This window comes from Pararhodobacter zhoushanensis (assembly GCF_003990445.1).
Classification (GTDB): domain Bacteria; phylum Pseudomonadota; class Alphaproteobacteria; order Rhodobacterales; family Rhodobacteraceae; genus Pararhodobacter; species Pararhodobacter zhoushanensis.
Genome location: NZ_REEZ01000006.1, coordinates 86,203 through 113,199, shown reverse-complemented (window position 1 = coordinate 113,199; position 26,997 = coordinate 86,203). Strand labels below are relative to the sequence as shown.

Below are 26,997 nucleotides of genomic sequence, written 5' to 3'. Positions count from 1 at the left end.
CCTGCCTGGACCGCGCGGGGGCGGTTGGGTGGCGTCAAGCACGCGCCCTAGAATGGCGCGACGGGTCGTGGATAGCCGACAGGCGCTATTCTGACAATAAGAATCGGATAACTGGACACTGTGCCGCTGATCGGCTACGGCCAAGGCGAGAGTAGAGGAAGCCTATGGCACAGACAGCTGCCGTGCACACCCGCGCGCCCGTCAAAACGCGCCGCCGCCCCCTGAGTGCCTGGAGCCTGGGGGCGCTGCTCATCGCCGCCCTGATCGCCCTGCCCATCGTCACGGTGGTGGCGCAGGTGTTCATCCCTTCGGGCGGGGCGTGGTCGCATCTGGCCTCGACCGTGCTGCCGCTCTATCTGCGCAATTCGCTGCTGTTGGTGGTGCTGACCGTCGCGCTGGCCTCGGCCATCGGGGTGGGCGCGGGCTGGCTGATCGCCGGGTTCCAGTTCAAGGGCAGGGGCATGCTGCAATGGGCGCTGATGCTGCCGATGACCATGCCGGGCTATGTCATCGCCTATGTCTATTACGACCGGCTGGCCTATGCCGGGCCGCTGCAAACCACTCTGCGCGAGATTTTTGGTTGGGGTCGGCATGACTACTGGTTCCCGCAGGTCGCCTCCTTGCCCGGCGCGGCGGTGCTGCTGGCGCTGGTGCTCTACCCCTATATATACCTTTTGACCCGCGCTGCCTTCGCCACCCAGTCGCTGCATCTGATGGAGGCCGCGCGTGCCCTCGGCCAATCCCCGCGCGGGGCTTTCTTTCGCGTGGCGCTGCCGATGGCGCGCCCGGCGATGGTCGCCGGGGCCGCCTTTGTCGCGATGGAGACGCTGGCCGATTTCGGCACCGTTTCGCATCTGGGCGTGCAGACGCTGACCAGCGGCATCTTCCGCACGTGGTTCGCGCGCGGTGAGCCGGTGGCGGCGGCGCAGCTGGCGGCGCTGCTCATCGGTTTTGTCGCGCTGGCTCTGGTGCTGGAACGCATCCTGCGTGGCTCGCGGCGCTATGTCGGGGATCCCGCGGGCAAATCCGCCAGCGCCGCTGCGCGCCAACCGCTGACCGGAGCGCGGGCTCTGATCGTCATGGCGCTTTGTGCCTTTCCGGTCTTTGCCGGGTTCCTCTATCCGGTCTGGGATCTGATCCGCCGCGCCGTGCTGGTCGGCGATCCGATGTGGGGCCCGCGTTTCTATGCGTTTGCTGGCAACTCGCTGATGCTGGCCGGGCTGGCCGCGTTGGTGCTGCTGACGCTGGGGCTCTTCCTTGGCTATGCGCGGCGGATGGACGGCGGGCCGCTGGTCAAGGCTGCTCTGGGCGTGGCGGGGATCGGCTATGCCATGCCGGGTGCGGTGATCGCCGTCGGCATCCTGCTGCCGCTCAGCTGGGCGGATCAGACGCTGGATGCGTGGATGCGCGCGACGTTTGACTACTCAACCGGGCTGTTGCTGACCGGCTCTTATGTCGGCCTGATATTCGCCTATACCGTGCGCTTCCTGTCGATCAGCCTGAGCACCATCGAGGCCTCGCTCCAACGCATTCCGCCCTCGCTGGATGATGCCGCGCGCGGGCTTGGCTCGGGGCCGGGGCGCACCCTGTTGACGGTGCATCTCCCGCTGCTGCGCGGCGGGCTGCTGTCGGCGGCGATCTTCATTTTTGCCGATGTGATGAAGGAACTGCCGGCCACGCTGATCGTCCGTCCGTTCAATCTGGATACGCTGGCAATCCGCACCTATCGGCTGGCCTCGGACGGGCGGCTGGACGAGGCCTCGACCTCGGCGCTGATGATCGTGGCGCTGGGGATCATTCCGGTCGTGCTGCTCAGCCGCGCGATGGACCGCCCGTCGTCGCACTGAGTGTTTTCCCTGCGCTGCCCCGGTATTTGCGCGGCTGTGGCCGGGCTCGGGCCGCGCCATTCTGCAACCCGGACCAACCGGGGACGCCAGAATGCACCGCAAAGACATCGCCCTCGCCCTGTTGCTGTCGCTCGTCCTGGGCGCGGGCTGGGTGCTGGGAAAGACCGCGACCGACAGCTTCCCGCCCATTTTCACCGCCGCCCTGCGCTTCTGTATAGCCGGGCTGGCGATCCGCGCCGTCACCCGCTGGCCGCGCGCGCCGTTCAGGGCGATCCTTATCGCCTCGACCTGCGCGATCTCGCTGCCCTATAGCCTCAGCTACATCGGCCTCAGCCGGTTGGACGTGTCCACCACGGTGATGCTGGTGCAACTCGAAGCGCCGCTGTTGCTGATCCTCTCGGCGCTCTGGCTGGGCGAGCATCCCTCGCGCGCCGCATGGACGGGGATTGCGCTAACGCTGGCGGGCGTCGCGCTTGTAGCCGGACCGCCGGGCGCAGCCGGGCAGGGTGCGGCGGTGGGGCTGGTGGTGCTGAGCATGATGATCTGGGCGGTCGGTCAGATCCTTGTGCGCAAGCTGGGACTGGGCGGGCAGGGCAGTGGCTTTGCGTTGCTGGGGGCGATGTCGCTGGTCGCGGCCCCGCAGCTGCTGCTCGCCTCGCTACTGCTTGAGGCACCTATGCCCGCCGCCGCTGCCGCGACGCTGCTTGCCTGGGCGCAGTTGGGGTATCTGGGGTTGGCGATGACCGCTTTTGGCGTCGGCAGCTGGTACGCGCTGATCGTCCGCTACCCGCTGCATCGCGTCGCGCCTTATCTGCTGCTGGTGCCGGTCTGGTCACTGCTGGGGGGCGTGCTGCTGCTGGGCGAGACGCTCTCAACCCTCACCCTGATCGGTGGCGGGCTTATTCTGGCCGGCGTAGCGCTTGCGACGCGTGGCGTTTGATCAGTGCTTTCAACCGCTTCGCCGCCGGTCTTAACACCCGCCTGCGCGAGGTCACCAGTGCATAACCACAGGGCGCAGGCACCCACACGGCAAAGGGAGCAACCAGCGCGCCGCTGGCCAGCGCCCCGGCAATCAGGCCGCGCTCCATCACCGCAACGGCGGGGGCCTCCAGCAATAGTGCCTGCGTAAACCCCGACCCCTGCACCTGCCAGCGGCCCGGCTGCCCCAGAGCCTGCGCCAGATCATCTCCCACGGCCTGTTGTGCCCACCATGCCCACAAGGACCGCCCGTCCGGCGCGGTCTCGGCGGTTTCGATGCGCAGGGCGTTCAGCAGATCCTCAGGCGCGGCCAACCCCGCCGCCATCTGCGGGGAACACACGGGAGCCATCACATCGGTATAGAGCGGCTCGACCACCGCGCCCGGATACGGCCCCGCCCCATAGCGCAGCGCGATATCCACCTGATCGGCGTCCACATCGGCAGGCTGCGTTGAGAAATCGCATCGGATCGCCACACCGGGAAACTCGGCTTCTACCTGCGCGATCAGCCGCGCCAGCCACACACCCGCCAGCGTCGGCGCGGCGCTCAGCCGGATCGGCGCTTGGCTCAGATCCGCTGACACCGCCTCGCTGGCCGCGAACAACTGATCGAACCCTGCGCGCACGGCCTCGGCATAGGCTAGAGCGCGTGCGTTTGGGGTGATCGCGTTGGCCGAGCGCTCGAACAGGGACGCGCCCAGATGGTCCTCAAGATTGCGCAGATGCTGGGTGACGGTCGAGGGCGCAACATCCAGCGCCGAGGCTGCCGCACTCACGCTGCCCAGCCGCACCACCGCATCAAAGGCCCTGAGCGCGTTGAGCGGCGGCAAGGCGGGGCGGGAGGGGGGCATGCGGGAACTTTCACAAGGGCAGGGCGATGCTAGCGCTTAACCGCCGCAAAGCAAAAGGGCCCGGCACGATGTGCCAGGCCCTTCAAACTGTCTGACGCCGGTTGGCGCGGTCTCGGGGCCGATCAGGCCAGCGCGAGATCCATCGCCGACTGACGACCGTCACGGCCGTTTTCGACGTTGTAGGTCACAGCCTGGCCGTCGTCGAGGTGACGGATGCCAGCGCGCTCCAGGGCCGAGATGTGCACGAACACGTCTTTGCCGCCTTCAGCCGGAGCGATGAAGCCGAAACCTTTGGTCTGGTTGAACCATTTCACGGTGCCATTAGCCATCGTGTTATTCCTTCTTTTGTGTCGCCCACACAGCGCAGCGACTCGGCAGAGCTAAAGATCGAAGGCTGAGCCGAAAGGAACAGTCCGAAAATAGAGATGCCCGCACTCTCTACACCGTATCGCGGCAAATAGCTAGCGCTGGTTTACCCCGCACCAGCCACCGGCCCGCCAACAGGCATCGCAAGCCCCTGTTATTTCTCGGTCGCGTCCGGCTTTGCCTCGGTCGAGGGCTCGGCGTCGGAGTCGACATCTGCCTCGGGCTCGGCCACGGTCTCGGCGGGGGCAGCACTGGCCGCGCCGCGCATGGCGAAATTGCGCCGCACATTGCGCGGCTTGCCCTTCTCGCTGAGGAATTCCTTCAGGTCGAACGGCTTTTTCGGTGTCGAAATACCCATCTGTGTTCCTTTCCGAACATAGGTCAAATTGCCGGAAGCGGCGGAGCTGACCCCGCCGCTTCCTTCCCGGCGTCGCCGCACGAATCAGGATCAATGGCCTTGGGGGCCAGATCGCCGCTTCGGTCGTGTCGCTCAGGAAAACCCCACCCCACAGCGCTTGCGTGCAGGTCCCGTCACTTGCGATCGGGGGGTGGCAGGGTGTCTTGCTCCGGCGCGGCAACGGGGCCATGGGCGAACCGCGCAAAGAAATCGGACCATTGGCGGCCGATCACCTCGGCGCTCGCGCGCTCGGATCTTGGTGTCTGTTGGGGCGACAGTGCCAAATCATCGGCGCTGCTGCGGCGGATCGCGGTCGTCTCGGCGCCCATGATGGCCCTTCCTGACGCCACGCAGAGCTACCGCGCGGGTTCGTTTGGTATGGACTTAATCCACCGTGATTGCGAGGAGAATCGCCAAGCCATCGCGCAAGCGGCTAAAATCGCTCTAAACTTTCTTCCCGGCCTTGGAACGCGGCAGGGCGCGGGTCGAAGCGACAACGACACAGGGCGTCCAGTTTGCGCAACAGTGATCAGGCTTTTTGACCTAAGGGTTTGCCTCTGACCCCGTCCTGAGCATATTGAACGGCAATGGTAGCCCTTGCAGGCAAGGAATAAGATCTGTGTCGACTAGACGTCACTTCATCATGACCAGCGCCGGGGCGCTCGCCGCTCCGTTCCTCGCGCCGCGTCGCGCCAAGGCGGATCAGGCCGAGTGGGACGCCTGGGACGAGCAAGTCATTCCCGCAGGCTATGATCCTGCGTTCTCCAATCCCTGGGGTCTGGCCTCGCGGTTCTTGCCGCGCCGGGTGCAGGCGAACCCGAATTTGCGGGCCGGCGACATCCACGTCGATGCCGTGGCGCGCTATCTGTATCACATCCAGAACGACGGCACGGCGATGCGCTACGGCGTCGCCATCGGGCGCGATGACCTGTATGAGCCGGGCGTCTACACGATCCGCCGCAAGGTGCGCTGGCCCTCTTGGACGCCGACGGCGAACATGATCCGTCATACGCCGTCGTATGAGGAATTCGCCGGGGGTATGCCCGGCGGTCCCGAGAACCCGCTGGGGGCCCGGGCGCTGTATCTCTATGTCGGCGATCGCGACACCTATCTGCGCATTCACGGCACACCGCAGCCGTGGTCCATTGGCCAGCGCGCCAGCTCGGGCTGCGTGCGCATGGTGATGGCGCATATCATCGACCTGTTCGAGCAGGTTGAACTGGGCGCCGTCGCGCATCTTTACGACGCCGAGTAAGCGCTTGTGCTGAAATGAACAAACCGGGCACCGCTTTACGCAGTGCCCGGTTTTTCATTGGCCCTCTGGCCCCCGCGTCAGCTTTGAGCGCGCGAGCAGATCGGGCGACCTTCACTGGTGCGCAGCGGCAGCATCGTGGTTTCGACGATGTTGGTGTATTCGTACCAGTAACAGCCATCATCGGGCATGATGCGGACGCGGTCCAGATCCTGACCGGGTGCAGCGGTCTGGGCCAGACCTTCGGGCAATTCAGCCAGATAGCTGGGGCCGTTGGGGTTTTCCGGGGTCGAGACACAGGCGGAAACGAGCAGCAGTGCCGCGACTGCCAAACTGCGGTTATACATCATTCAAGGCCCTCTACGGCGTGTAAACATTGCTTCTTAAGACCGCAGGCACTGGGCCGAGGTCAAGCCACAAGCGCGAAACCCGGGCCGAATTGCCAAAGGCGTTGCCCTCATCACTCGCGCTTGGACTTCAGCGCTGCCTTGATCTGCTTGCGCAACGCCTTGCCCTCACTCTTGCGCTCGTGCAGCGCCTTAGTGTTCGAGCGATCCTCGGTCCCCAGCTTCTTCCAGCGCTCCAGCCGCACCTTGTCGATCTCGCCGCTGGCCAGCGCGGCCTGCACCGCGCAGCCCGGTTCGGACTCGTGGCGGCAATCGCGGAACCGGCAGCGCAGCGCCAGCTCGCTCAGATCATCAAACACCTCGGCGATGCCTGATTCGGTGTCCGTCAGCTGGATTTCCCGCATCCCCGGCGTATCCAGCACCGCGCAGCCCTCGGGCGTCAGGTGCAGCTGGCGGTGGGTGGTGGTGTGCCGGCCCCGGCTGTCATCCTCGCGGATGCCCTGCGTTTCGGCGACCTGCGCGTTGAACAGCGCGTTGACCAGCGTGGATTTCCCCACGCCCGACGAGCCCAGAAACCCCACCGTCTGTCCCGGCCGGCACCATTGCGCCAGACGTCCCGTCACGTCCCCGGCCAGCGCATCGAGCACCTCGACCGGCACCCGGTCCGAGATCGCCGAAGCCTGCTCGACATAGGGGGTGGTATCGTCGCACAGGTCGGGCTTGGTCAGAATGATCACCGGCTGCACACCGGCCTCGAAGGTCAGTGCGATATAGCGTTCCAGTCGGGCGACGTTGAAGTCATCATTGCACGAGGAGACCAGAAACGCCGTGTCCAGATTGGCCGCGATCTTCTGCTTGCGGCGGTCGTGACCCGCCGCGCGCCGCTCGATCAGGCTCTTGCGCTCGAGCACTTCGCTGTTGGCGGGCAGGGCGGCGTCATAAAGCAACCAGTCGCCCACCGTGGCATTCGGCCCTGGCGGGATCATCGTGTCGATGCCATTGCCCATCACATGCAAGCCGCTGCGGTGCACGGCTGTAACACGCACCGGAGGCGTGTTGATCAGCGCTTCGGGGTCGATCTGCTGGCTGAAGAACGGGGTCCAGCCCAAGCGTTCGAGCAGGCTGCGCTCGCGTTTGGGCGGGGTGGCAAGGGGCAGGAATTGGGAAAAATCCCGAGTCATGGGTTCAGGCTTTCATGTCCCGGCAGCGGATCCGATCCGCGCCGCAAATACTCGATAGGGGTCTACAAGAAACCAGCGCCCCGGCGGCATGCAGGGGCTTTGCGTGGTTCGATCTTGTTTTGGGAGGGCGCCTTGCCTCCCCACCTCAACGGGACATTAAATCTCCATACTCTTTGCAGCAGGATAAGGCCGTCCCCGGCGCATTGCAAGCATCGCAACGCGGCAGACCGAAGGTGGCGGGCATGCCTCAGAGGGTCGGACGCGTCAACAATCGCTTCCCCGCCGCCGCGCCCATTAATCGCGTATGCGATTGTGACGCGCCGAAAGGCTGCGCGCTTTGCGCCGGATCGCGGGAGGGGCAAGGTTTGCCCCAGTGTACCGGGTTGGGGAAACCATGACTGAGTTGAGCAACAAAATCGCGCTGGTTACCGGCGCGTCTCGCGGGTTGGGCCGCGCCATCGCCACCACACTGGCCGAGGCCGGGGCGTCGGTGGTGCTGGTCGATCTGAAAGACGCTTGGGCGCAGACCGCTGCCGAGGGGATTACGGCCACAGGGGGCACCGCGATCGGCATCGGTGCCGATGTGTCCGACCGCGCGGCGATGCAGCGGGCCGTGGCACGCTGCGTCGAGGCGTTCGGCGGGCTGGATATTCTGGTCAATAACGCGATGTGGAACCGCTACGAGCCGATCGAGCAGATCGAGCCCGACGTCTTGTCGCGCATGGTCGGCGTCGGCATGGCGGGGATCGTCTGGGGCCTGCAAGCCGCCGTGCCGGCGATGCGCGCGCGGGGCGGGGGCAGTGTGGTCAACATCGGCTCGATGGCCGGGCGGATCGCCAGCGCCAACACGCTGCTCTATTCCGGCGTCAAGGCAGCGGTCGATGGCATGACCCGCGCGGCCTCGGTCGAGCTGGGGCCGCACGGTATCCGCGTCAACGCCGTCGCCCCCTCGACCATCGCAACCGACGCAGTGCGCGCCATGCTTGACGCCGAGACCTTCGCCGCGCGCAAGGCCAGCACGCCGCTGGGTCGCATCGGCACCGAAGAGGACATCGCGCAGGCCGTGCTCTGGCTGGCGTCAGAACGCGCGGGTTTTGTCACCGGCCAGTCGCTTGCCGTCGATGGCGGGATGGGGCACGCCTTCAACCGCTGACCCTTTGGCCGCCTATTCGGCGGCCATAGCCCCGCTGCTGTTCTGGCGGCTGGTTTCGTGGAACTCGGCCACCGCCTCGTGCATGATCGCCAGCAGTTCTTCCTTGCGTGCGGCAATGCGCGGTTGCAGCCCGCCCACCCCCAGCGCCAGCGGGATGCCGAACATCTCTTCCTCAAGCGGAATCGCAACCGAGGCAACCTCGGGTGTCGGGAGCATCGGCATGTAGCAATGGCCGATATAGCGCACCCAGCGGATCTCTTTCATCAGGTCGGCGTAACTGGCGAAGTACTCCAGCCGAGGGTAATGATACTTGGTGAAGCGGTAGAATTTCTCGATGGCGCTGTCACGCAACCGGCTGAGGATCGTCAGCCCGGCCGACGAGTCGATCAGCAGCCGCATATCCCCTTCGCTGGGCGGCATCTTGAACTCATGCGTCGGGGTCTTGAGCATGATGTATTGGATGAACAGATCGTTCTGCGCCACGACCCCGACGGTTTCGTCGGTGCGCGCCTGAACCGTATCGACCAGCTTGCGCAGATCGCCGTCGTTATGGATGACGCTGTGCAGCCAGCTGCCCAGACTGCTCACCCGCATCGTCGGCAGGTACATCCGCGTCTTGCGGTTGTAGTTGAGATAGCCCGTCATCACCATGCTCTTGAGCAGGTTCGTCGTGCTCGACTGCGGATAGTTCAGGGCTTTGTAGATCTCATTCAGCCTGAGGGGCCGCCGCTGTTCGCGGAAGAATTCGAGAACCTCGAACGTCCGCAACGTTGATTTCACTGCAAGTCCCTGCATCACACGCTCCTCCCACGGTGCTGGCCTCTCCCGGTGCTGGCCGGTCCTCTGGGATGAGCTTACGGCAGCTTTTCGACCATGCGCGAAGTATCGGCGCGGGGCGAGGGGGAATCACATATGTGATGGCAGGTCAGAGGCTGCCCAGATGCGCCGCAATCCGCATACCCCAGCGGCGGCGCAGGCGCGGGGGGCCGTCATGGACCATGTCCTCGATCACCTCAAGCTGCGCGTGGGGCAGGGCGGCGGCGCATTCCTCGGCGCGGATCAGCGGGATCAGCGCATCCTGTCGCCCGTGCAGAACCAGCGCGGGCAGGTGCAGGCCCGTCAGACCGGGCCGCAGATCGCCTGCCGCCAGACTGACGGCGAAATGCCGTGCCGTCGCGCCCGGCGCTATGCCATGCGCCCAGGCAAGGCGCGCTTCCCCGGCGATCCGCGCCGCGTCATAATCCTGCGCCAGCCCATTCGCCGCCGCCACGCGCAACTGGCGGGCGATATAGTCATCGGCGGTCGTGACCTGTTCGGCCTCCAGCCGGTCCAGCACCGCATCGGGCACCTGCGCGGGCAGGGTGCGGCTTGAGGCCATGATCAGTGACAGGCTCAACACCCGTGCGGGCGCGGCAATCGCCACCGCCTGCGCCACCATCGCCCCCAGCGACCGCCCGACCAGATGCGCGCGCTCTATCCCGGCGTGGTCCAGCACCGCCAGCACATCCCCGGCCATATCATCCAGCGCGTAGGGCGGCGGCGCACCATCCTGTCCCAGCGCGCGTTGCCGGACCTGCGCCAGCCGCGCGGGCTGCCCGGCAAAGCTGGCCGAACGCCCGGTATCGCGGCTGTCGATCCTGAGCGGCATGAACCCCTGCGCCAGCAGCGGCGCGCAAAACAGCGCGTCGAAATCCGACGCCGGACGCCCCGCGCCCGCGAGCATCACCACCGGCACCCCGGTACCCTGCGTGTCGTAATGGACCGCGACGGGTCCGTTGTGGGCATAGGGCATGGCGTCTGTGATCCGGTCAGCGGGCAGGTTTGGGCGCGGCGAAGGCCAGAACGGCGTCGCGGTAGAAATCGGTGTGCCCCAGCGCGTCCTGACACGCACTTTCGCGCGCAAGGGCAGCCTCCAGACTGGGGGCCTTTTCGCGCAGCAGCTGCTTGGCGGCGCGCTGTGCTTGCGCCGAGCCCGCCACCAGCACCAGCGCCAGCTCTTGCGTCGCCGCTGCCAGTTCACCCGCGTCATGCAGTGCCCAGACCAGCCCCCAGTCCAGCGCGGTCTGCGCGTCGATCCCGCCACCGGTCAGCGCCAGTGCCAGCGCGCGGCGGCTGCCGATCCGCTCGGGAAGCGCCCAGCTGACGCCGGCATCCGGTCCCAGACCGACCTTGCCAAAGGCCATCAGGAACCGCGCCTCGCGTGCCGCCAGAATGATGTCCGCCGTCAGTGCCAGCCCGATTCCGGCCCCCGCCGCAACGCCATTTACCGCCGCGATGATCACGCAGGGCAGCGCATTCAGGCGCCGGATCAAAGGGTTATACGTCTGTGTCAGCGACGCCCCCAGATGCACAGCCTCACCCGCCGCGATCTGCGGATAGCGTTCGGTCAGATCCTGCCCCGCGCAGAACCCGCGCCCTTCGCCGGTCAGGATCAGCACCTGCGGTGGCTCGGCCTCCAGCAGATCCAGCGCGGCGGAGAGTTCAGCCTGCATCGGCCGGATCAGCGCATTCAGCCGTGCGGGACGGTTCAGTGTCAGCCGGGCAATCGCGCCGTCACGCGTCAGACGAATGTGCTCGAACGGGGCCATCGGCGATCCTTTCAGGGGGGCAGGGAATGGGCGGGCGGCGCTCAGGCCGCGCCGCCCAGAACGATGTCCAGCGCCGCGCGATAGTCGCTCTTGCCGCTGGGATGGCGGGGCAGGGTGTCGACCACCACGATGCGTTTGGGCAGCTTGTAGCGCGCCAGATCCGCCTGCAGCGCCAACCGCGCCGTCGCCTCATCATAGCCCTCGCGCACCGCAATCACCGCCACCACAGCCTTGCCCCATGTCTCATCGGGGACACCGATCACGATGGCATCGGTGACGCCCGGCGCGCGTTTGAGCGCCTCTTCGACCTCTTCGGCGAAAACCTTTTCACCGCCGGTGTTGATCACCTGACTGCCGCGCCCGATCAGACGCAGCCGCCCGTCGGTATCACGCGCCGCCAGATCGCCGGGGATCGCATAGCGAATGCCGTCAATCTCGCGGTAGGTTGCAGCGGTCTTTTCCGGATCACCGAAATAGCCGCTGCCGACCGCCCCATGCCGCGCGATCCAGCCGGTGCCGGGCTCGTCAGGGCGCAGAACGCGCAGCGTTTCGGGATCGATCAGCACCGTCTTGGGACCGGGCTCGAACCAGCCGGTCGGGGTCTCGCGTGTGGCCGAGGTGACGGCATAGCCCAACCCCGACGCCTCGGACGCGCCCAGAATATCCACCAGCATCACCTGCGGTACCGCTGCAATCAGCGCCTGTTTCATCTCACGGCTCCACATCAACCCAGCGGACGAGATGATACGCAGCGACGACGTGTCCCAGCGCCCGGGATCGCGCTGCAGGGCCTCGACCATCGGGCGGGCGAACACATCGCCGACGATCAGGATCCGCGTGACGCGGTGCTGTTGCACCGTGTCCAGCAGAACCTCGGCATCGAAGGGCCCGTCCGGCAGCAAGACCACCGTGCCACCGTTGACCAGTTCCGCCAGCGACGAGGTCATCCCCGCCCCATGCATCAGCGGGCAGGCGGGCAGCACCCGGTGCGGCGCGGTATTGGCGCGCACGACGGCGATGTGGTCCTCAAGCGACTGCGGCACCGAACTGGCCGCCGGGGATTCCAGCTGCGTTGTCCGCGCATCGGCAGCGCGCCAGACGACGCCCTTGGGTTTGCCGGTGGTCCCGCCGGTGTAGATCAGATACCCGTCATCGCCCGAGCGCGCGATGCCCAGAGGCGCACCGTCGCCCTGCGCGACCCAGTCGCCATACCGACCGCCCGCCTCGATCTCGACCAGTTGCAGGTCTGGATGGCTTTCGGCCAGGGGGGCGACAACGGCAGCGAACTCAGGCTGATAGAGCAGCATCGCGGCCTGAGAATCGCTCATCAGATGCGCGACTTCAGGCGTGGTGTAGCGGTAGTTGACGTTGACGCTGGCCATCCGTGCCTTGAAGGCGGCGGCAGAAATCTCGATATATTCCGGCACGTTGCGCGCGAGAATGGCCACCCGCGCGCCCGGCTCCAGCCCGGCGGCGATCATCGCGCGGGCCAGCCGGTTGGTGGCTTGGTCAAAGGCCGGCCACGCGATCACCCGGTCGCCCTGCACGATGGCAGGGCGGTCGGGCGGCACCTGAGCGGCGGTCGCATCCAGCAGATCGCCAAAATTCCAGGGATAGCCCATCGCGCTTACGATCCGATGAACTGCGGCGCGCGCTTTTCGACGAAGGCGCGCACGGCTTCGGCGGCATCATGCGTCGTCGACAGCTTGGCGGTGTTGCCCTGTTCATAGATATAGCCGTCGCGCAGTGTCATGTTCTCGATGGTGCGCATGCTGTCCTTGGCCATCTTGGTCGCCAGCGGGCTTTTCGATGCAATCTGCGTCGCCATGTCCATCACCCAGGGCATCAGCTCGTCAGCGGGCAGGCAGGCTTCGATCACGCCGCGGCGGAAAGCTTCGGCGGCGGGCACGCGGTAGCCGGTCAGCATCATCCGGCGCACCAGTGAATGCGGGAAGATCCGTCCGGCGTGCTTGCCCCCGCCCATCAGACCCACGTCCACCTCGGGCAGGCCGAACACGGCGGTTTCCGAGGCGACGATGACATCACAGCTGGCCACCAGCCCCAGACCCGCGCCCAAGGCCGGGCCGTTGACGGCAGCGATCACCGGCTTGGCGTTGTCGGCGATGGCATACGAGACCTCGCGCACGATGCGGTTGCGCCGCCAGCGGGCGCCGGGAATGCTCAGATCGGGGCGCTGCTTCAGGTCAGCACCCGCCGAGAACATCTTGCCCGCACCGGTCAGCACCACGACGCGGACATCGTCGCGGTCGTTGAAGCTGTCGAACACCGCGGTCAGTTCTTCCAGAACCTCCATGGGCTGCGCGTTGACCGGCGGGTTGTCGAGGGTGACGACGGCGACGAAATCCTTCACGTCGAGGCGGATCTTGCTCATGGGTTTTCCTCCAGATGGTTCGGAGGTCAGCTTACCAGCGGCCCCGGCCAAGGGCATGCAAAGACCTGTTTTTACGCACTTAATCCCATACGCGATAGTCGCAGGCACCAAGGCGGGCAGGCGAAAGGCCCCGTCCTGCCAGACGGGGCCTTGGCGCTGCGTTTCGGGTCCGGGGAGGGTCAGACCGACAGCTGCGCAACCCGGCTGAGATGGTGGCCTTGCCCGCCCATTGCCATGTCCAGCATCATCTGGCGGCGCAGGTGGTGGCTGACGATCAGCTCTTCGCAAAAGCCCACACCGCCGTGCAGTTGCACCGCCTGCTGGGCGACATAGACGCCGCTTTGCCCGACACGCACCTTGCCCGCCGAGACCGCGCGTTGGCGGCTGCCGGGGGCGGCGTCCAGCGACAGCGTCGCGTGCCAGGTGATCGCGCGCGCTTCCTCGCAGGCGACGGTCATGTCCACCGCGCGGTGCTGGAGCGCCTGAAAGCTGCCGATGCGCTGGCCGAACTGCTCGCGGGTTTTAAGGTACTCGACCGTTGCAGCGGTGGCGGCTTCCATCGAGCCGGTCGCCTCGGCCAGATGCGCGCAGATCGCACGGTCCAGCGCTGCAACGATCCGGGGCAGGGCTTGTCCCGGCTCACCCAGTGCCAGCGCGGGCGTGCCCTGCAGCGTCAACCGCGCGTGCAGGTGCCCGTCGACCGCGCGGAACCGCGCGACACCGTCGCCGAGGGCGGCGCGGTCGACCAGAAACAGCCCGATCCCCTCGGCGTCGCCCGCCTCGCCCTCCACACGGGCCGAGACCACAAACGCATCGGCGCAGCCGCCGTCCTCGACGTGTTCCTTAATCCCGGTCAGCTGCCACGCCCCGCCGACCTTCTCGGCCCGCGTTGTCACCCATGCCGGATCGCCGCCGCCCTCGGCCTCAAGCACCCCGGCGGCGGCGAAAGCCTTGCCTTCACCCAGCGCGCCCAGCAGATCCTCGCCCCCGGGCACCCCACCGATCAGCGCGGGCACCAACACACAGCTGGTGACATAGGGCACCGCGATCAGGTGACGGCCCAGCCCCTCGGCCAGCGCCATGACATCGACCGCGCTACCGCCCAGCCCGCCGTCGTCTTCGGCGATGGGCAACAGGGTCCAGCCAAGTTCGGCCATCTCGCGCCAGCGCTCTCGGAAGCCGTCCTGTTCCCCGGCCAGCAGCTTGTGGCGGTTGATGGCGGGCCATTTGTCCAGCCCATAGCGTCCCACGCTGTCGGCCAGCATGATCTGTTCGCTGTTGAAAGTCAGTTCCATAGCACCCCCTCAAAGACCCAGCGCGCGGCGCGCGATGATGTTGTGCTGGATCTCGCTGGACCCGCCATAGATCGACGTCACCCGCGCATAGAGCGCGCCTTGCAGCGCGGCGGGCATGTCGGCGGGCAGGGTGGCCCCGTCCAGCGCGGCGAACTGCGCGGCCTCTGGTCCCAGGGCCTCGACCCACAGGGCGGTGCCCGCCTGATAGAGCTGTGACCAGCGCAGTTTGACCATCGATCCCCGCGGTCCCGAATCCGCGCCGCGCGTCATGTCGTCGAGCAACCGCAGCACCATCGCTTGCAGTGTCGTCAGCTCGACCGTGAACTGCGCCAGCTTTGCCGCGAACCCCGGATCATCGGCCAGGGCGCGACCCCGGATCTTCCGCCGCCGCGCCGCGTCGGTGATGCCGCGCACGATCTGGCCCAGAAAGATCACATTCGCCGCCGCCACCATCCGCTCGCGGTCCAGCAGCACCTTGCCATATTCCCATCCGCGCCCTTCGTCCCCGACACGGTTGGCGACCGGGACGCGGGCGTTGTCCATGAACAGCTCGTTGGTGTGGTACTTCTCATCCATCGTGGCGATGGGATTGATACGGAAGCCAGGGGTGTCCATCGGCGCGAGGATCAGCGAAATCCCCTGCTGCCGCCGTGCCTCGTGCGAGGTGCGCGCCAGCAGGAACACTTGCGAGGCGACATGCGCGTAGCTGGTCCATGTCTTCTGGCCGTTGAGCACATAGTCATCGCCGTCGCGGTCGGCGCGCGCGCGCAGGCTGGCCAGATCCGACCCGGCACCGGGTTCGGAATAGCCCTGACACCACCAGTCCTGCGCCTGAATGATGCGCGGCAGGTAGTAGTCTTTCTGCTCGGGCGACCCGTATGAGAAGATGATCGGCCCGATCAGCTCCAACCCCTGATGGAACTGATGCGGCGCGTCGGCGCGCGCGGCTTCGGACCAGAAGACGCACAGCTGCGTTGGCGTCCAGCCGGTGCCGCCGTATTCAACCGGCCATGTCGGTGCGCCCCAACCACGCGCGGCCAAGCGCTGCTGGTAGCCGGTCAGCTCGTCAGGTGACAGGCGCAGCCCGGCACGCACGCGGTCGCGCCAGCTATCGGGCACGCCGGTGCTGAAGAATTCCCGCACCTCGTCGCGAAAGGCGGTGTCTTTGGCGTCGAGGCTCAGCTCCATGGTGCGGCTCCTTGGCGGGCGGGGGTGGGGTGCCAGACCGCTTCGGGCAGACCCGTGGCCCCAAGGCCCCGGATCGCCATGACGCGGCCCGCGTCAGCGCTGGTGCTGATCAGGCTGTGACCGGAATGCGCGATGGTGGTGACAAAGAGCGTGTCCATCGCTGCGCCGCCAAAGGCCGGGCACGACGGATACTGCACCGGGCTGTCGATCAGCTGCAGCAAGCTGCCATCGGGCGCATAGCAGGCGATCTTGTGCGCCAGCACCAGCGCCACCCACAGCCGCCCATCGCTGTCGACCGTCGCGCCGTCCGGTCCCGAGCCCTGCGCGCGGCAGTCGATCAGATCGATCCGGTTCGACAGCCGCCCGGCCGCGCCGTCATAGTCATAGCGCCGGATCACCCCGTCCATCGAATCCGCCAGATAGAGCTGGCGGCCATCGGGCGAGACGCACAGCGCGTTGGTGATGCCCAGACCGGTCTCCAGCTGCGTCACGCGCCCGTCCAGACCCAGTTGCCACAGCTCGCCCGCCGTGCCGCCGCCGGGGTGCATGTGCCCGCTCACAAACCGTCCGTCGCGGTCGGCCTTGCCGTCGTTCAGGCGCAGGCCCGGTGCGGGGGGCGTCACGCGGGCCACGCAATGCGCGGCGCCGGTCTGACCGTCGATGTGATAAAACCCGTCCTCAAGCGCGGCGATCAGCCCGCCCTGCGCCAGCCCGATGCTGCCCACTTGCCCCGGCATCGTCCAGTCGCTGAGCACCGTGCCGTCAGCATCGGCGCAGCGGATCGAGGCCGCGCGCGCATCCACCCACCACAGGCGCTGGCGCTCGACATCCCACAGCGGGCTTTCGCCCAGCAACGCCGTTTGCGGTGAATGCAGGTCAATACGGATGGTCATGAAGCCTCCCTCGTCGTGCCCGCCACTCAGCGGGGCTTGAGCGTGGATCGGCCCGCAGGGGGAGGGGACTCAAGTATTTTGGCCGGGGACCGCGCCATATCACGCATGGGATATCGCGCCGAGCAAGGCGGACGCAGGGTGCAATCATAAGTGTGATTGTCGCCGCCCCAAATTGGCAAGCTGCCAGCCCCTCGCAATACTCCGGGTCGAGGAGACGACACCAGCCCCCCAGCTACCCCCGGTCAGCCCGCTGACCCGTGCCGCTTGGGCGTCTGGCGCGGAACGACCGGCCTGCAAGGGCCACAACAGGGAGGAAATGACCATGACCATCAAGAACACGCTAGGGGCTCTTGCGATGCTCGCCATGGCGGCCGGTCCGGCGCTGGCGCAGGCGCAATACGGCCCCGGTGCCTCGGACACCGAGATCCGCATCGGCAACACCATGCCCTATTCCGGCCCGGCCTCGGTCTTTGCGGTCAATGGCCGCATGATCGCCGCCGTGATCGCCCGCGCCAATGCCGAGGGCGGGATCAACGGCCGTCAGATCAACTTCATCAGCTATGATGACGCCTACAACCCGGCGCGCACGATGGAACAGACCCGCCGTCTGGTCGAGCGCGATGAAGTCCTGTTCATCGCGGCACCCGTCGGATCGGCGCATAATATCGCCATTCAGCGCTACCTGAACCAACGCGAGGTGCCGCATCTGTTGTTGCTGGCCGGGGGCACCCGCTGGAACGACCCGCAGACGTACCCGTGGACCGTTTCGGGCCTGCTGTCGCCCTATGGGCTGGAAGGCTATGCCTTCGCGCAGAACGCCGTGGCCGAGAACCCCACGGCGTCGATAGCCGTGCTGTATCAGAACGACGATCTGGGCCGCGAATACCTGGAGGGGGTCGAACGCGGGATCGAAGGCACCGGCGCGACCATCGCCAGCGCGCTCAGCTTTGAAGTGGTGGACCCCTCGGTTGATGGCCAGATCGTCAGCCTGCAGGCGACGGGGGCCGACACGCTGATGCTGTTCGGCGTGCCGCGCGCGGTGGCACAGGCGATCCGCAAGGCCGCCGATCTGGGCTGGACGCCTGCGCGCTACATGGGGTCGGTCGCCAGCGTGATCCAGACCTCGCTGGTGCCGGCAGGGGTCGAGATCTCGACCGGGATCATCACCAGCGCCACGCAGCAGGATGCCTCGGATGAAGCCTTCCAGCAGACGCAGGCCTATCGCGATTACATGGACACGATCGAAGGGTATTACCCCGATGCCGAACCCACCAACGGCTCGGTGATCAGCGGCTATAACACCGGCCATGTGCTGCTGCAGATCCTGCGCGAGGCGGGCGATACCCTGACACGGCAGAACATCCTCGATGTCGCCCGCAACCTGTCCACGGTCAATGCCCCGCTGATGCTGCCCGGTATCCCGCTGGCCACCAGCCCCGACAACTATCAGATGATCCGCGGCATCCAGCTCGAGCGGTTCAACGGCCAGAGCTATGATCTCTTCGGCGACGTCGTCGAATTCTGATCCTGCGGGGCGGCTGGCCAAGGCCATGCCGGCCCGTATATTTTCCAAATCCGGGGACAATCCATGACCGACACCAGCCGGCCAGAGGCCCTGCTGAAACCAGAGGCCTTGCTGAGTGTCGAGGGGATCTCGCTCAAGTTTGGCGGGATCACAGCCCTCGACGATATTTCCTTTCGCGTCGCCCCGCGCCAGATTTGCGGCATCATCGGGCCGAACGGGGCGGGCAAGACCTCGCTTTTCAATGTGCTTTCGCGGATCTACAGCCCCAGCGCGGGGCGCATCCGCTTTGATGGCACCGACATCCTGTCCCTGCCGCAGCACCGTATGGCGGCGCTGGGCATCGGGCGCACGTTCCAGAACATCGCGCTGTTTCCGGGCATGTCGGTGCTGGAGAACGTGCTGGTCGGCAATCACGTCCGCATGCGCAGCGGCTTTGTCACCGCAATGCTGGGCCTGCCACGCGCGCGCCGCGATGAAGCCGCAGGCCGTAAGGCCGCGTTGGAAACGCTCGAGCGGCTGGGCATGGCCCATCAGGCCGACACGCTGGTCAGCCAGTTGAATTTCGGCGCGCAAAAGCGGGTCGAATTTGCCCGCGCGCTGGTCATGCAGCCAAAGCTTTTGCTTCTGGATGAACCCGCCGCCGGTCTGAACCACGAAGGCGTCGAGGATCTGCGCGCCTTCATCCTGAAAATGCGCGATGCGTTCGGCGTCAGCGTGCTGCTGGTCGAGCACCATCTCGACCTGATCATGCGCGTGGCCGAGCAGGTCGTCGCCATCAACTTTGGCCGCAAGATCGCTGACGGAACCCCTGCGCAGGTGCAGGGCTCCGAGGCTGTCGTCCAAGCCTATCTGGGGGCCCCCGATGTCTGAGATGCTCCTTGAAACCCGTGCTCTGGGCGCAGGCTATGGCCCGGTGACCGTGCTGCGCGATATTGCGGTGCAGATTCCCAAAGGCCAGATCACCGCGCTGATCGGGGCCAATGGAGCGGGCAAGACCACCTTGCTGCGCGCCATCAGCGGGCTTTGCGCGACCAGCGGCGATATCCTGTTCGACGGCAGCCCGATCACCCGCCTTGCCACCAACCGCATCGCCGCGCGCGGCATCGCGCATGTGCCCGACGGGCGTGGCACGCTGGCGGGCTTGAGCGTCGAGGATAACCTTCTGGTTGGTGGCTATCTGCAACGCCGCCGCGCCGCCCGGGCCGCCGGGATCGAGCGGATCTACAGCCATTTCCCCAAGCTCAAGCAGCGCCGCCATCAGCAGGCCGGGACGCTGTCGGGCGGCGAGCAGCAGATGCTGGCCATCGGCCGCGCGCTGATGCAGGGGCCGCGCCTGTTGATGCTGGACGAGCCGTCCTTCGGGCTGGCCCCGCTCATCGTGCGTGAGCTGTTCACCATCATCGCCGACATCAACCGCACCGAAGGCCTGTCGATCCTGCTGGTCGAGCAGAACGTCCATCAGGCGCTGTCGATGTCCCAACGCGCCATCCTGATCGAACACGGGCAGGTCGCGCGCAGCGGTCCCAGCGCCGAGTTCCTCGGCAATGACGACATCCGCCGCGCCTATCTGGGGAGCTGAGAAGCCATGCAACAAGTCATCCAACTGACGCTCTCGGGCATCGCGATCGGCAGCATCTATGCCTGCCTCGCGGTGGCGCTGGTGCTGATCTACAAAACCACCCATCACGTCAATTTCGCCCAAGGCGAAATGGCGACCTTCTCGGCCTATGTCGCGCTGTTCGCCGTGGGCCTGGGCCTGCCGCTGTGGCTGGCCGCTGTCGTGGCGGTGCTCTTTGCCTTTGTGTCGGGCATGGTGATCGAACGGGTGGTGATCCGCCGCTTTCACAGCGCGTCGGCGACAACCTTTGTCGTCGCCTGCATCGCGCTCTTTATCGGTATAAACTCCCTGTCGGGCTGGATCTTCGGCCATGATCTCAAGGCGTTCCCGTCGATCTTTGGCGCGGGCACCTCGTCGGTCGTCCCCTTCCTGAGCGCGCATGAAGTAGGCAGCATCGTGACCGTCGTGGTCATCGCAGGCTTGCTCTACCTGTTCCTGTCGCACACCAGCCTTGGCCTTGCCATGCGCGCGACGGCGGATAACCCGGTCTCGGCCCGGCTCAGCGGTGTGCCGGTCGACTGGCTGCTGACGCTGGGCTGGGGCATCGCCGCCGCCGTCGGTGCGGTGGCCGCGCTTCTGGTCGCGCCCATCGTGTTTCTGGACCCCAACATGATGATCGGTGTGCTGATCTACGCCTTCGCCGCCGCGCTTCTGGGCGGGCTCGACAGCCCCTGGGGCGCGATTGTCGGCGGCATCCTGATCGGTGTGATCGAGAACCTCGCGGGGGCCTATGTGGTTGGCAACGACATGAAACTCTCGCTGGCGCTGCTGATCATCGTGGCCGTGCTGATGCTGCTGCCACAGGGCCTGCTGGGCCGCAAAACCGCAACGAGGGTCTGAGATGCAAACCCCGAACTCTTCCTCGCGTCGCATTGGCGCGCTGCTGATCGTCGCGGCGATTGCGCTGCTTGTCGCCCTGCCGATGCTGGTCAAAGGCTTCTTTCTGTTCCAGATCACCATGGTGTTGTGCATGGCGCTGGCGGTGATGGGGCTCAACATCGTCGTCGGCTACGGCGGGCAATTGTCCCTTGGTCACGGCGCGGTGTTTGCCATCGGGGCCTATGTCGCGGCCGTCGGCATGGACAGCTTTGCGCTGCATTGGTTGCCTGCGGTGGTGATCGCGGGGCTGGTCTGTCTGGCCTTCGGTGTGCTCTTCGGCTGGCCTTCGCTGCGGCTCAAGGGGCACCATCTGGCGCTGGCCACCTTCGCGCTGGCGCTGGCCATGCCGCAGATCCTGAAACATCGCAGCATCGAGACATGGACCGGCGGCGTGCAGGGGGTGATGGTGTTCAACTCGCCCGTGCCCGACTGGCTGCCGCTGTCGCGCGAGGTCTTCGTGTTCTACCTCGTGCTTGCCGTGGTGCTGATCGCCTTCTTTGGCACCGCCGCGCTGTTTCGCAGCCGCATGGGCCGCGCGATCATCGCGGTGAAGGAGAACCAGATCGCCGCCGCCTCGATGGGGGTGAATGTCACGCGTACCAAGCTGGCCACCTTCGCGCTCAGCTGCCTGCTCACCGGGCTGGCAGGCGCGCTCTATACGCTGATCACCGAATACGTCTCGCCCGACAGCTTCGATCTGATGAAATCAATCCTGCTTCTGGTTGCGGTCATGGTCGGCGGGGCAGGGACCATTCTGGGGCCGCTGGTGGGGGCGGTGTTCATCCAGTTCGTGCCCAATCTGGCCGAGCAGGTCTCGCAATCTGCCACCTCGGCGATCTACGCGGGCTTCTTGCTGATCATGGTATTCTTCATGCCAACGGGGGTGGTGGGCTTTGTGCGCGGATTGCTCATCCGCCTGCGCGCGCGCCGCTGATCGCGGTCCCCTCGTACAGCAAGGCCCCGGCAGATGACCCTGCCGGGGCCTTGCCTTGTGCACTGAAATCGCACTGTTTTCCGCCCGCGTAACTTCACGGATGTGATGTTGTGCGCCCGCAGCCCGCTTGTGTTGCCCGCGCCCGCCCCAGCCCCTAGCGAAGAGAGGAAACAGCGATCAAGGGGCGGAGAATGACCAACACAGGCGGGCAAACCGGGGGCGCAACGCAGCTCGACATGCTGATCATCGGGCAGGGCTTTGGCGGCATGTACATGCTGCACAAGGCGCGCGGTATGGGGCTGTCGGTGCGTGCGATCGAGGCGGGCGATAACGTCGGCGGCGTGTGGTACTGGAACCGCTATCCGGGCGCGCGCTGCGACGTGATGAGCATCGACTACTGCTATTCCTTCTCGAACGAGATCATGCAGGACTGGACCTGGTCTGAGCAATTCGCGGCCCAGCCCGAAATTCTGGCCTACGCCAATTACGTCGCCGACAAACTGGACCTGCGCCGCGACGTGCAGTTCAACACCCGCGCCACGACGATGCGCTATGATGACGCCCGCGCCTTGTGGCGGGTCGAGACCGAGGGCGGCGAGGTCTTCGAGGTCACCTATCTGGTCATGGCCACCGGCCCGCTGTCCGTCCCCAAGGGCATCGACGTGCCGGGGGCCGACCGCTTTGCCGGCGAGCTGTATCTCTCGGGCCGCTGGCCCCACCACACCGTCGATTTCGCAGGCAAGCGCGTCGGCGTCATTGGCACCGGCTCGACGGGGATCCAGATCGTTCCCGTCGTCGCGCAGCAGGCGCAGGCGCTTACCGTGTTCCAGCGCACGCCCAGCTTCACCCTGCCGATGCGCAACCGCAAACTGGATGCCGCTTACGTCGCCCAGATCAAGGAACATTACCCCCAGCTGCGTGCCCTGGCCCGCAACTCGTTCACCGGCGGCGTGCGCGCCATCACCAGCCGCCCGCTGTTCAGCGTGTCTGTGGCCGAGCGCGAGCGTTTGATGTCAGACGCGTGGGACCGGGGCGGGCTGGAGTTCCTCGGCCTTTTCTCGGATCTGCTGTTCAACCAGCAGGCCAATGATATCGTTGCCGATTTCGTCCGCCGCAAGATCGCTGAAACCGTCCACGACCCGAAAACCGCCGCGGTCCTGACCCCTCACGGCTATCCGATCTTTGCCCGTCGCCCCTGTCTGGACAGCGGCTATTACGAGGCCTTCAACCGCGACAACGTCACCCTTGTCGATTGCCTGACCGATCCGATTCAGGAAATCACCGCCACCGGTATCCGCACCGCCACCGCGCATATCGAGCTGGACGTGATCATCGGCGCGACCGGCTATGACGGGCTGACCGGCGCGATGATGGCGGTCGATATTACCGGCCGCGACGGGCGCAGCCTGCGCGAGAAATGGGCGGGCGGGGCGCAATCGTATCTGGGTCTGATGATGGAGGGCTTCCCCAATCTCTTCATGATCGCCGGGGCCAACGGCCCTTCGGCGCTGGCTAATTTCGTGCTGCTGAACGAGCAGAACGCTGACTGGATCTGCGACTGCATCGACCACCTGCGCACCCACGCGCTGCCCGGCATCGAACCCCGCCCCGAGGCCGAATCTGCTTATATGCACAAGGTCGTCGCCATCGCCGAGCAATCGCTGATGCCCAAGGCCAACACCTGGTACACCGGCACCAACATCGCTGGCAAACCGCGCTTCTTCCCGATCTTTGCGGGCGGGCTGAACAAATACCGCGAGATGTGCGCCGACGAGGTTGCCAACGGCTTCCCGGGTTTCGTCACCACCCCGGCAGACGTCGACGCCTGACCCTGACGGCAGAATGACCACGGGCGGCGCTTCCCCAGCGCCGCCCGTTTTGGTGTGCCTGAAGTGCCCGCGCCGGGAAACCCGCGTTGTGACCAAAACAAAAAAGCGCCAAAGCCGGGGGCCAAGGCGCTGAATTTCCGCTGATCTTTCAGGAAGACGTGGCAGCCCGTAGGGGAGTCGAACCCCTCTTTCTAGGTTGAAAACCTAGCGTCCTAACCGATAGACGAACGGGCCACTGTCTCACCGTCTGCGTTGCTTTTCAGCTGTTTGCCTCCGGTGTGAGGCGGTATTTAGGCCAGCGGTGCGGTGGGCGCAAGAGGGTTTTTTGCCCCGTCGCGTGTTTTTTTACCGTTGCATGACAGCGCGGCCATGGAGACCCGCAAAGCCCTTGATACAAAGGCATTTCAAGCACTTGCGGCGTCGTCCAGCCGCAGCTGCACGCGGTTGCGCCCGCCCCAGCTGTTCACTTCGACCTTGCCCGCCAGATGAACACGGCCCGGCCCGCGCCGTTCAAGCGCCGGTCCCAGCGGGCCGTCATATGCGCCAAAGGCAATCGCTTCCAACGCAGGCCCGGCAGGCTCGCCAAAGCGCAGCTTGAGATGGTTGGTGCCGATCTTGCGCGCGTCGAGAATCATCATCGACGGGAAGGCAAAGCGCGGGGCAGGGGCCGCCTGTCCAAAAGGCCCCGCCTGTTCCAGCGACTCGATCAGCTCGACCGTTGCCGCGCCCGGCATCAGCAGGCCGTCGACCCGCAGATCGCCCGCGCCGCCGACACCGGCACCCTGCCGCGCCAGCAACTCACCCAGCCGCGCCATCGCGGGTTCCAGCTGGTCCTGCGCCAGCGTCAGCCCGGCGGCCATGCGGTGCCCGCCGCCCTTGATCAGCAGTCCTTCGCTCGCCAGCCGCTGGATCGCCGCGCCCAGATCCACGCCCGCCACAGACCGGCCCGAACCCTTGCCCTCACCGCCATCCAGCGCGATGACCACGGCGGGGCGGTTGGTGGCCTCTTTCAGCCGCGCGGCAACGATGCCGATCACGCCGGGGTGCCAGCCTTCGGCTGCAGCCCACACCAGCGGGCCGTCCATGCCGCGCGCCTCGGCCTGCGCCATGGCTTCCTCGCGCACCGCCGCTTCAATCGCCCGCCGTTCGTCGTTCAACTGATCGAGCCGCGCCGCGATGCGCTGCGCCTCCATCGGGTCGTTGGTGGACAACAACCGTGCCCCCAGATCCGCTGCACCAATCCGCCCGCCTGCGTTCACACGCGGTCCCAGCACAAAGCCCAGATGGTAGGGCGTCGGGGCCGAATCGATCCGTCCCACGTCCGACAGTGCCACCAGACCGGGCCGCCCGCGCTTGGCCATGACCTTCAGCCCCTGACGCACAAAGGCGCGGTTCACCCCGATCAGCGGCGCGACATCGGCCACCGTCGCCAGCGCTACCAGATCGAGATAGCTCATCAGATCAGGGGTTTGCAGGCCGCTACCCCGCAGCCGCCGGTTCGCCTCGACCAGCAGCAGGAACACCACGCCCGCCGCGCACAGATGCCCCAGATCACCCGATTCGTCCTGCCGGTTGGGGTTCACCACGGCCAGCGCGGGCGGCAGGGTCTCGCTGCCCAGGTGGTGATCCACCACCACCACATCCGCCCCGACCGCCGCCGCAATCGGCCCGTGCGAGAGCGTCCCGCAATCCACGCAGATGATCAGCGTATGCTCGCGCGCCAGCGCTTCCATCGCGGGCTCATTCGGCCCGTAGCCCTCATCAATCCGGTCGGGGATGTAGAGCGTCGCGTCATGGCCCATCGCGCGCAGCCAGGTCAGCACCAGCGCCGCCGAGGTGCCTCCATCCACGTCGTAATCGGCAAAGACCGCGATCTTCTCGCGCGCCTTCAGCGCCGCCAGCAGCCGGTCCGCCGCCACATCCATGTCGCGCATCAGCAGCGGATCGGGCAACAGCGCGCGCAGGCTGGGGGCGAGGTAATCGTCAACGCCTTCCGCCGCGACCTGCCGCCGCGCCAGCACCGCACACAGCGCCATCGGCAGCCGCGTCGCCTGCGTCAGGGCTTCGGCCTGCCGCTCAAGCTCGACGCCGGGACCAACCCAGCGCCGTCCGGTGAACGAGGCGGTCACGCCCAGATAAGCGGCGATGTCGGTTTGGGTGTCCATCGTCAGAAAGCCGTCCTTTTGCGCGCAGGATAGGGCTGCGGGCGGGTGAGCGCCAGCGGATAGGTCCTTACGCCGAGCCATCCAGATTGGCGACCATCTGTTGCAACAACCCGCGCGTCGCCTCCAGCTGCGCCGGATCCAGTCCGCCCGCCGCATCCGACAGCACGCCGCTGACCACCGCCAGCACCGGCCCCTCCAGCGCCGCGCCCGCCTCGGTCGGGGCGATGCGCACGGCGCGGCGGTCACCGTCGGGCGTTTCGCGGCGCAAAAGGTCCTTGGCGACCATCCGGTCCACCAGCCGCGTCACCGTGGTCCGGTCGCGCAGGGTCACCGCCGCCAGCTCGTTCATTCCGCGCGGCCCGTCGCGCCAGAGCACCATCAGCAGCGACCATTCTTCGGGCGTCAGGGCGATGCCCTGCGCCGCCAGCCGGTCGCGCAGATGGGCGCGCAGGGCGAAACCGGCGCGGTTGATCCAGTGCCCGAGGGACTGGGTGTAATCGAACATGGGTTGACCTATTTAGGTGTATATAGCACATAGTGTAGTCAGCACGGGAGAGACTCGCATGACCCAAACCGTTTCGCAAGACCTCGTCCTGCTCGAAGGGGCAGGGCAGTTCCCACAGGTGGTGCTGCAACCGGTTACCGGCGCGGGCTATCTGGTGCTGGCGTTGGAGATCGACCACCGGCCGCCGTTCCTGTTCGGCCTCGCCTCAGCCGCCAAGCGCAAAGCGACCGAACGCCTGCGCGCCTTCGCCGTCCGGCAGCCCGACGCGCATGTCTTCACTGCCTTGCTGATCCCACCGGGGCAGGGCGCGTATCTGCGGCAGCGCCCGCAGATCCGCCCGGCGCGGTTTGATCTGGTGCTGTTGGTGGAAACGGCGACGCCCGAAGCGGCACAAACCCTGCAAGCCAGCGATGACTGGCAGGCGCTGCTGGCGGCCACGGCCCCGCTCGCCCGGCGGCAGGCAGCGTTCAGCGCGACCAATATCCGCCATATCGGCCCGGTGGATCACGCGCGGCAAGGGGTGTTTTTGTTCAACTGGTTCACCGCCGATGACCTCGACCAGAACCTCGCTGTCTGGAACTACACGGCGGGCTGGTTCACCGACCAGACCGGCCTCGACAATTCCACGGTCTTGCAACCGCAAGCGGGGCAGGCGCCGGACTGGCCCATCGTCAATCACTGTCGATGGGACGGGCTGTCCGAGATCCTGCCCGCGCTGATCTTCAAGCGCAGCTTTCGCGCCTACGTGCTGGCGCATTTCGCCGCCAACCGCACAGCGGCCATGCCGGTGCTCTACCGGCTGGCGCGCTGAGAG

General features: G+C 66.4%; 27 protein-coding genes and 1 tRNA gene. 11 read left to right on the top strand and 17 right to left on the bottom strand.

All coding sequences use genetic code 11. From position 1 onward, the window contains the following. Positions 1-164: 164 nt before the first annotated feature. Together EAE28_RS14620 and EAE28_RS14615 are read left to right on the top strand one after the other, a co-directional pair. A complete protein-coding gene (locus EAE28_RS14620; RefSeq protein ID WP_127107543.1) occupies positions 165-1,847 on the top strand; it encodes an ABC transporter permease in 1,683 nt (560 codons plus the stop codon). 91 nt (positions 1,848-1,938) lie between these two features. Then, a complete protein-coding gene (locus EAE28_RS14615; RefSeq protein ID WP_127107541.1) occupies positions 1,939-2,787 on the top strand; it encodes a DMT family transporter in 849 nt (282 codons plus the stop codon). Here the strand turns inward: EAE28_RS14615 and EAE28_RS14610 are convergent. The 4 genes from EAE28_RS14610 to EAE28_RS14595 form a co-directional block, all read right to left on the bottom strand. Beyond that, positions 2,747-3,676: a LysR substrate-binding domain-containing protein gene (locus EAE28_RS14610; RefSeq protein WP_127107539.1), complete on the bottom strand. Its 930-nt coding sequence runs from the start codon at positions 3,674-3,676 to the stop codon at positions 2,747-2,749. The genes EAE28_RS14615 and EAE28_RS14610 overlap by 41 nt on opposite strands. A 122-nt stretch (positions 3,677-3,798) precedes the next feature. Next, positions 3,799-4,005: a cold-shock protein gene (locus EAE28_RS14605; RefSeq protein WP_127107537.1), complete on the bottom strand. Its 207-nt coding sequence runs from the start codon at positions 4,003-4,005 to the stop codon at positions 3,799-3,801. Between the two features lie 191 nt (positions 4,006-4,196). Next, on the bottom strand, positions 4,197-4,400 hold the full coding sequence (locus EAE28_RS14600) for a hypothetical protein (protein ID WP_127107535.1): 204 nt from the start codon (positions 4,398-4,400) through the stop codon (positions 4,197-4,199). 173 nt (positions 4,401-4,573) lie between these two features. After that, on the bottom strand, positions 4,574-4,768 hold the full coding sequence (locus EAE28_RS14595) for a hypothetical protein (protein WP_127107533.1): 195 nt from the start codon (positions 4,766-4,768) through the stop codon (positions 4,574-4,576). A gap of 290 nt (positions 4,769-5,058) precedes the next feature. Here EAE28_RS14595 and EAE28_RS14590 point away from each other — a divergent pair, with 290 nt between their 5' ends. Then, positions 5,059-5,694 carry a L,D-transpeptidase gene (locus EAE28_RS14590; RefSeq protein WP_127107531.1) on the top strand — a complete coding sequence of 212 codons (636 nt, stop codon included), beginning with the start codon at positions 5,059-5,061 and terminating at the stop codon, positions 5,692-5,694. Between the two features lie 77 nt (positions 5,695-5,771). On the opposite strand, the gene EAE28_RS14585 is transcribed toward EAE28_RS14590, so the two are convergent. Together EAE28_RS14585 and rsgA are read right to left on the bottom strand one after the other, a co-directional pair. Continuing rightward, positions 5,772-6,041, bottom strand: a complete 270-nt coding sequence (locus tag EAE28_RS14585) for a hypothetical protein (RefSeq protein WP_127107529.1) — start codon at positions 6,039-6,041, stop codon at positions 5,772-5,774. A 110-nt stretch (positions 6,042-6,151) separates the two neighbouring features. Beyond that, the gene (rsgA, locus tag EAE28_RS14580) at positions 6,152-7,219 is read right to left on the bottom strand and encodes a ribosome small subunit-dependent GTPase A (RefSeq protein WP_127107527.1); all 1,068 of its coding nucleotides are present in this window, start codon (positions 7,217-7,219) and stop codon (positions 6,152-6,154) included. Positions 7,220-7,613: 394 nt separating this feature from the next. Between rsgA and EAE28_RS14575 the strand changes: the two genes are divergently transcribed. Next, positions 7,614-8,372, top strand: a complete 759-nt coding sequence (locus tag EAE28_RS14575; protein WP_127107525.1) for an SDR family NAD(P)-dependent oxidoreductase — start codon at positions 7,614-7,616, stop codon at positions 8,370-8,372. A 12-nt stretch (positions 8,373-8,384) separates the two neighbouring features. On the opposite strand, the gene EAE28_RS14570 is transcribed toward EAE28_RS14575, so the two are convergent. The 8 genes from EAE28_RS14570 to EAE28_RS14535 form a co-directional block, all read right to left on the bottom strand. Beyond that, on the bottom strand, positions 8,385-9,167 hold the full coding sequence (locus tag EAE28_RS14570; RefSeq protein ID WP_127107523.1) for a helix-turn-helix domain-containing protein: 783 nt from the start codon (positions 9,165-9,167) through the stop codon (positions 8,385-8,387). A 130-nt stretch (positions 9,168-9,297) separates the two neighbouring features. Further along, positions 9,298-10,164 (bottom strand): alpha/beta fold hydrolase, encoded by an 867-nt coding sequence (locus EAE28_RS14565; RefSeq protein WP_127107521.1) that lies wholly within the window; start codon positions 10,162-10,164, stop codon positions 9,298-9,300. A 16-nt stretch (positions 10,165-10,180) separates the two neighbouring features. Continuing rightward, complete coding sequence (locus tag EAE28_RS14560) at positions 10,181-10,960, bottom strand: enoyl-CoA hydratase-related protein (RefSeq protein WP_127107519.1); 780 nt, start codon at positions 10,958-10,960, stop codon at positions 10,181-10,183. Between the two features lie 41 nt (positions 10,961-11,001). Next, positions 11,002-12,582, bottom strand: a complete 1,581-nt coding sequence (locus EAE28_RS14555; RefSeq protein WP_127107517.1) for an acyl-CoA synthetase — start codon at positions 12,580-12,582, stop codon at positions 11,002-11,004. A 5-nt stretch (positions 12,583-12,587) separates the two neighbouring features. Next, positions 12,588-13,352: an enoyl-CoA hydratase/isomerase family protein gene (locus EAE28_RS14550; RefSeq protein WP_127107515.1), complete on the bottom strand. Its 765-nt coding sequence runs from the start codon at positions 13,350-13,352 to the stop codon at positions 12,588-12,590. A 179-nt stretch (positions 13,353-13,531) separates the two neighbouring features. Next, positions 13,532-14,647 carry an acyl-CoA dehydrogenase family protein gene (locus tag EAE28_RS14545; RefSeq protein WP_127107513.1) on the bottom strand — a complete coding sequence of 372 codons (1,116 nt, stop codon included), beginning with the start codon at positions 14,645-14,647 and terminating at the stop codon, positions 13,532-13,534. A gap of 9 nt (positions 14,648-14,656) precedes the next feature. Continuing rightward, positions 14,657-15,835: an acyl-CoA dehydrogenase family protein gene (locus tag EAE28_RS14540; RefSeq protein WP_127107511.1), complete on the bottom strand. Its 1,179-nt coding sequence runs from the start codon at positions 15,833-15,835 to the stop codon at positions 14,657-14,659. Beyond that, positions 15,826-16,728 (bottom strand): SMP-30/gluconolactonase/LRE family protein, encoded by a 903-nt coding sequence (locus tag EAE28_RS14535; protein ID WP_127107509.1) that lies wholly within the window; start codon positions 16,726-16,728, stop codon positions 15,826-15,828. Before EAE28_RS14535 ends, EAE28_RS14540 begins: the two co-directional genes overlap by 10 nt. 322 nt (positions 16,729-17,050) lie before the next feature. On the opposite strand from EAE28_RS14535, the gene EAE28_RS14530 reads away from it, so the two are divergent. The 6 genes from EAE28_RS14530 to EAE28_RS14505 all read left to right on the top strand — a co-directional run bounded on the left by EAE28_RS14530 (position 17,051) and on the right by EAE28_RS14505 (position 23,513). Beyond that, positions 17,051-18,253 carry an ABC transporter substrate-binding protein gene (locus EAE28_RS14530; protein ID WP_164736640.1) on the top strand — a complete coding sequence of 401 codons (1,203 nt, stop codon included), beginning with the start codon at positions 17,051-17,053 and terminating at the stop codon, positions 18,251-18,253. 63 nt (positions 18,254-18,316) lie between these two features. Then, the gene (locus EAE28_RS14525; RefSeq protein ID WP_127107505.1) at positions 18,317-19,123 is read left to right on the top strand and encodes an ABC transporter ATP-binding protein; all 807 of its coding nucleotides are present in this window, start codon (positions 18,317-18,319) and stop codon (positions 19,121-19,123) included. Beyond that, positions 19,116-19,832, top strand: coding sequence for an ABC transporter ATP-binding protein (locus tag EAE28_RS14520; RefSeq protein ID WP_127107503.1), 717 nt, complete (start codon positions 19,116-19,118; stop codon positions 19,830-19,832). The genes EAE28_RS14525 and EAE28_RS14520 overlap by 8 nt, the downstream gene beginning before the upstream one ends. A gap of 6 nt (positions 19,833-19,838) precedes the next feature. Next, positions 19,839-20,711 carry a branched-chain amino acid ABC transporter permease gene (locus EAE28_RS14515; protein WP_127107501.1) on the top strand — a complete coding sequence of 291 codons (873 nt, stop codon included), beginning with the start codon at positions 19,839-19,841 and terminating at the stop codon, positions 20,709-20,711. A 1-nt stretch (position 20,712) separates the two neighbouring features. Then, positions 20,713-21,684, top strand: coding sequence for a branched-chain amino acid ABC transporter permease (locus tag EAE28_RS14510; RefSeq protein ID WP_127107499.1), 972 nt, complete (start codon positions 20,713-20,715; stop codon positions 21,682-21,684). A 191-nt stretch (positions 21,685-21,875) separates the two neighbouring features. Continuing rightward, a complete protein-coding gene (locus EAE28_RS14505; protein WP_127107497.1) occupies positions 21,876-23,513 on the top strand; it encodes a flavin-containing monooxygenase in 1,638 nt (545 codons plus the stop codon). A 159-nt stretch (positions 23,514-23,672) separates the two neighbouring features. Here EAE28_RS14505 and EAE28_RS14500 read toward each other — a convergent pair. The 3 genes from EAE28_RS14500 to EAE28_RS14490 form a co-directional block, all read right to left on the bottom strand. Next, positions 23,673-23,747 (bottom strand) — tRNA-Glu (locus EAE28_RS14500). Between the two features lie 170 nt (positions 23,748-23,917). Continuing rightward, positions 23,918-25,678, bottom strand: a complete 1,761-nt coding sequence (gene recJ, locus EAE28_RS14495; RefSeq protein WP_127107495.1) for a single-stranded-DNA-specific exonuclease RecJ — start codon at positions 25,676-25,678, stop codon at positions 23,918-23,920. Positions 25,679-25,745: 67 nt separating this feature from the next. Next, positions 25,746-26,183 (bottom strand): MarR family winged helix-turn-helix transcriptional regulator, encoded by a 438-nt coding sequence (locus EAE28_RS14490; RefSeq protein WP_127107493.1) that lies wholly within the window; start codon positions 26,181-26,183, stop codon positions 25,746-25,748. A gap of 58 nt (positions 26,184-26,241) precedes the next feature. On the opposite strand from EAE28_RS14490, the gene EAE28_RS14485 reads away from it, so the two are divergent. Beyond that, the gene (locus EAE28_RS14485; protein ID WP_127107491.1) at positions 26,242-26,994 is read left to right on the top strand and encodes a hypothetical protein; all 753 of its coding nucleotides are present in this window, start codon (positions 26,242-26,244) and stop codon (positions 26,992-26,994) included. The last annotated feature ends 3 nt before the right edge of the window (positions 26,995-26,997 follow it).

What these genes read in the sequence shown, in the direction of transcription:
- EAE28_RS14525 (WP_127107505.1), top strand. Translation starts at nt 18,317, where the DNA reads ATGACCGACACCAGCCGGCCAGAGGCCCTGCTGAAACCAGAGGCCTTG.
- EAE28_RS14615 (WP_127107541.1), top strand. Translation starts at nt 1,939, where the DNA reads ATGCACCGCAAAGACATCGCCCTCGCCCTGTTGCTGTCGCTCGTCCTG.
- EAE28_RS14585 (WP_127107529.1), bottom strand. Translation starts at nt 6,041, where the DNA reads ATGATGTATAACCGCAGTTTGGCAGTCGCGGCACTGCTGCTCGTTTCC.
- EAE28_RS14510 (WP_127107499.1), top strand. Translation starts at nt 20,713, where the DNA reads ATGCAAACCCCGAACTCTTCCTCGCGTCGCATTGGCGCGCTGCTGATC.
- EAE28_RS14605 (WP_127107537.1), bottom strand. Translation starts at nt 4,005, where the DNA reads ATGGCTAATGGCACCGTGAAATGGTTCAACCAGACCAAAGGTTTCGGC.
- EAE28_RS14595 (WP_127107533.1), bottom strand. Translation starts at nt 4,768, where the DNA reads ATGGGCGCCGAGACGACCGCGATCCGCCGCAGCAGCGCCGATGATTTG.
- EAE28_RS14565 (WP_127107521.1), bottom strand. Translation starts at nt 10,164, where the DNA reads ATGCCCTATGCCCACAACGGACCCGTCGCGGTCCATTACGACACGCAG.
- EAE28_RS14505 (WP_127107497.1), top strand. Translation starts at nt 21,876, where the DNA reads ATGACCAACACAGGCGGGCAAACCGGGGGCGCAACGCAGCTCGACATG.
- EAE28_RS14540 (WP_127107511.1), bottom strand. Translation starts at nt 15,835, where the DNA reads ATGGAGCTGAGCCTCGACGCCAAAGACACCGCCTTTCGCGACGAGGTG.
- EAE28_RS14560 (WP_127107519.1), bottom strand. Translation starts at nt 10,960, where the DNA reads ATGGCCCCGTTCGAGCACATTCGTCTGACGCGTGACGGCGCGATTGCC.
- EAE28_RS14570 (WP_127107523.1), bottom strand. Translation starts at nt 9,167, where the DNA reads ATGCAGGGACTTGCAGTGAAATCAACGTTGCGGACGTTCGAGGTTCTC.
- EAE28_RS14550 (WP_127107515.1), bottom strand. Translation starts at nt 13,352, where the DNA reads ATGAGCAAGATCCGCCTCGACGTGAAGGATTTCGTCGCCGTCGTCACC.
- EAE28_RS14545 (WP_127107513.1), bottom strand. Translation starts at nt 14,647, where the DNA reads ATGGAACTGACTTTCAACAGCGAACAGATCATGCTGGCCGACAGCGTG.
- EAE28_RS14530 (WP_164736640.1), top strand. Translation starts at nt 17,051, where the DNA reads ATGACCATCAAGAACACGCTAGGGGCTCTTGCGATGCTCGCCATGGCG.
- EAE28_RS14600 (WP_127107535.1), bottom strand. Translation starts at nt 4,400, where the DNA reads ATGGGTATTTCGACACCGAAAAAGCCGTTCGACCTGAAGGAATTCCTC.
- EAE28_RS14620 (WP_127107543.1), top strand. Translation starts at nt 165, where the DNA reads ATGGCACAGACAGCTGCCGTGCACACCCGCGCGCCCGTCAAAACGCGC.
- EAE28_RS14575 (WP_127107525.1), top strand. Translation starts at nt 7,614, where the DNA reads ATGACTGAGTTGAGCAACAAAATCGCGCTGGTTACCGGCGCGTCTCGC.
- EAE28_RS14535 (WP_127107509.1), bottom strand. Translation starts at nt 16,728, where the DNA reads ATGACCATCCGTATTGACCTGCATTCACCGCAAACGGCGTTGCTGGGC.
- EAE28_RS14515 (WP_127107501.1), top strand. Translation starts at nt 19,839, where the DNA reads ATGCAACAAGTCATCCAACTGACGCTCTCGGGCATCGCGATCGGCAGC.
- EAE28_RS14610 (WP_127107539.1), bottom strand. Translation starts at nt 3,676, where the DNA reads ATGCCCCCCTCCCGCCCCGCCTTGCCGCCGCTCAACGCGCTCAGGGCC.
- EAE28_RS14555 (WP_127107517.1), bottom strand. Translation starts at nt 12,582, where the DNA reads ATGGGCTATCCCTGGAATTTTGGCGATCTGCTGGATGCGACCGCCGCT.
- EAE28_RS14485 (WP_127107491.1), top strand. Translation starts at nt 26,242, where the DNA reads ATGACCCAAACCGTTTCGCAAGACCTCGTCCTGCTCGAAGGGGCAGGG.
- recJ (WP_127107495.1), bottom strand. Translation starts at nt 25,678, where the DNA reads ATGGACACCCAAACCGACATCGCCGCTTATCTGGGCGTGACCGCCTCG.
- EAE28_RS14520 (WP_127107503.1), top strand. Translation starts at nt 19,116, where the DNA reads ATGTCTGAGATGCTCCTTGAAACCCGTGCTCTGGGCGCAGGCTATGGC.
- rsgA (WP_127107527.1), bottom strand. Translation starts at nt 7,219, where the DNA reads ATGACTCGGGATTTTTCCCAATTCCTGCCCCTTGCCACCCCGCCCAAA.
- EAE28_RS14490 (WP_127107493.1), bottom strand. Translation starts at nt 26,183, where the DNA reads ATGTTCGATTACACCCAGTCCCTCGGGCACTGGATCAACCGCGCCGGT.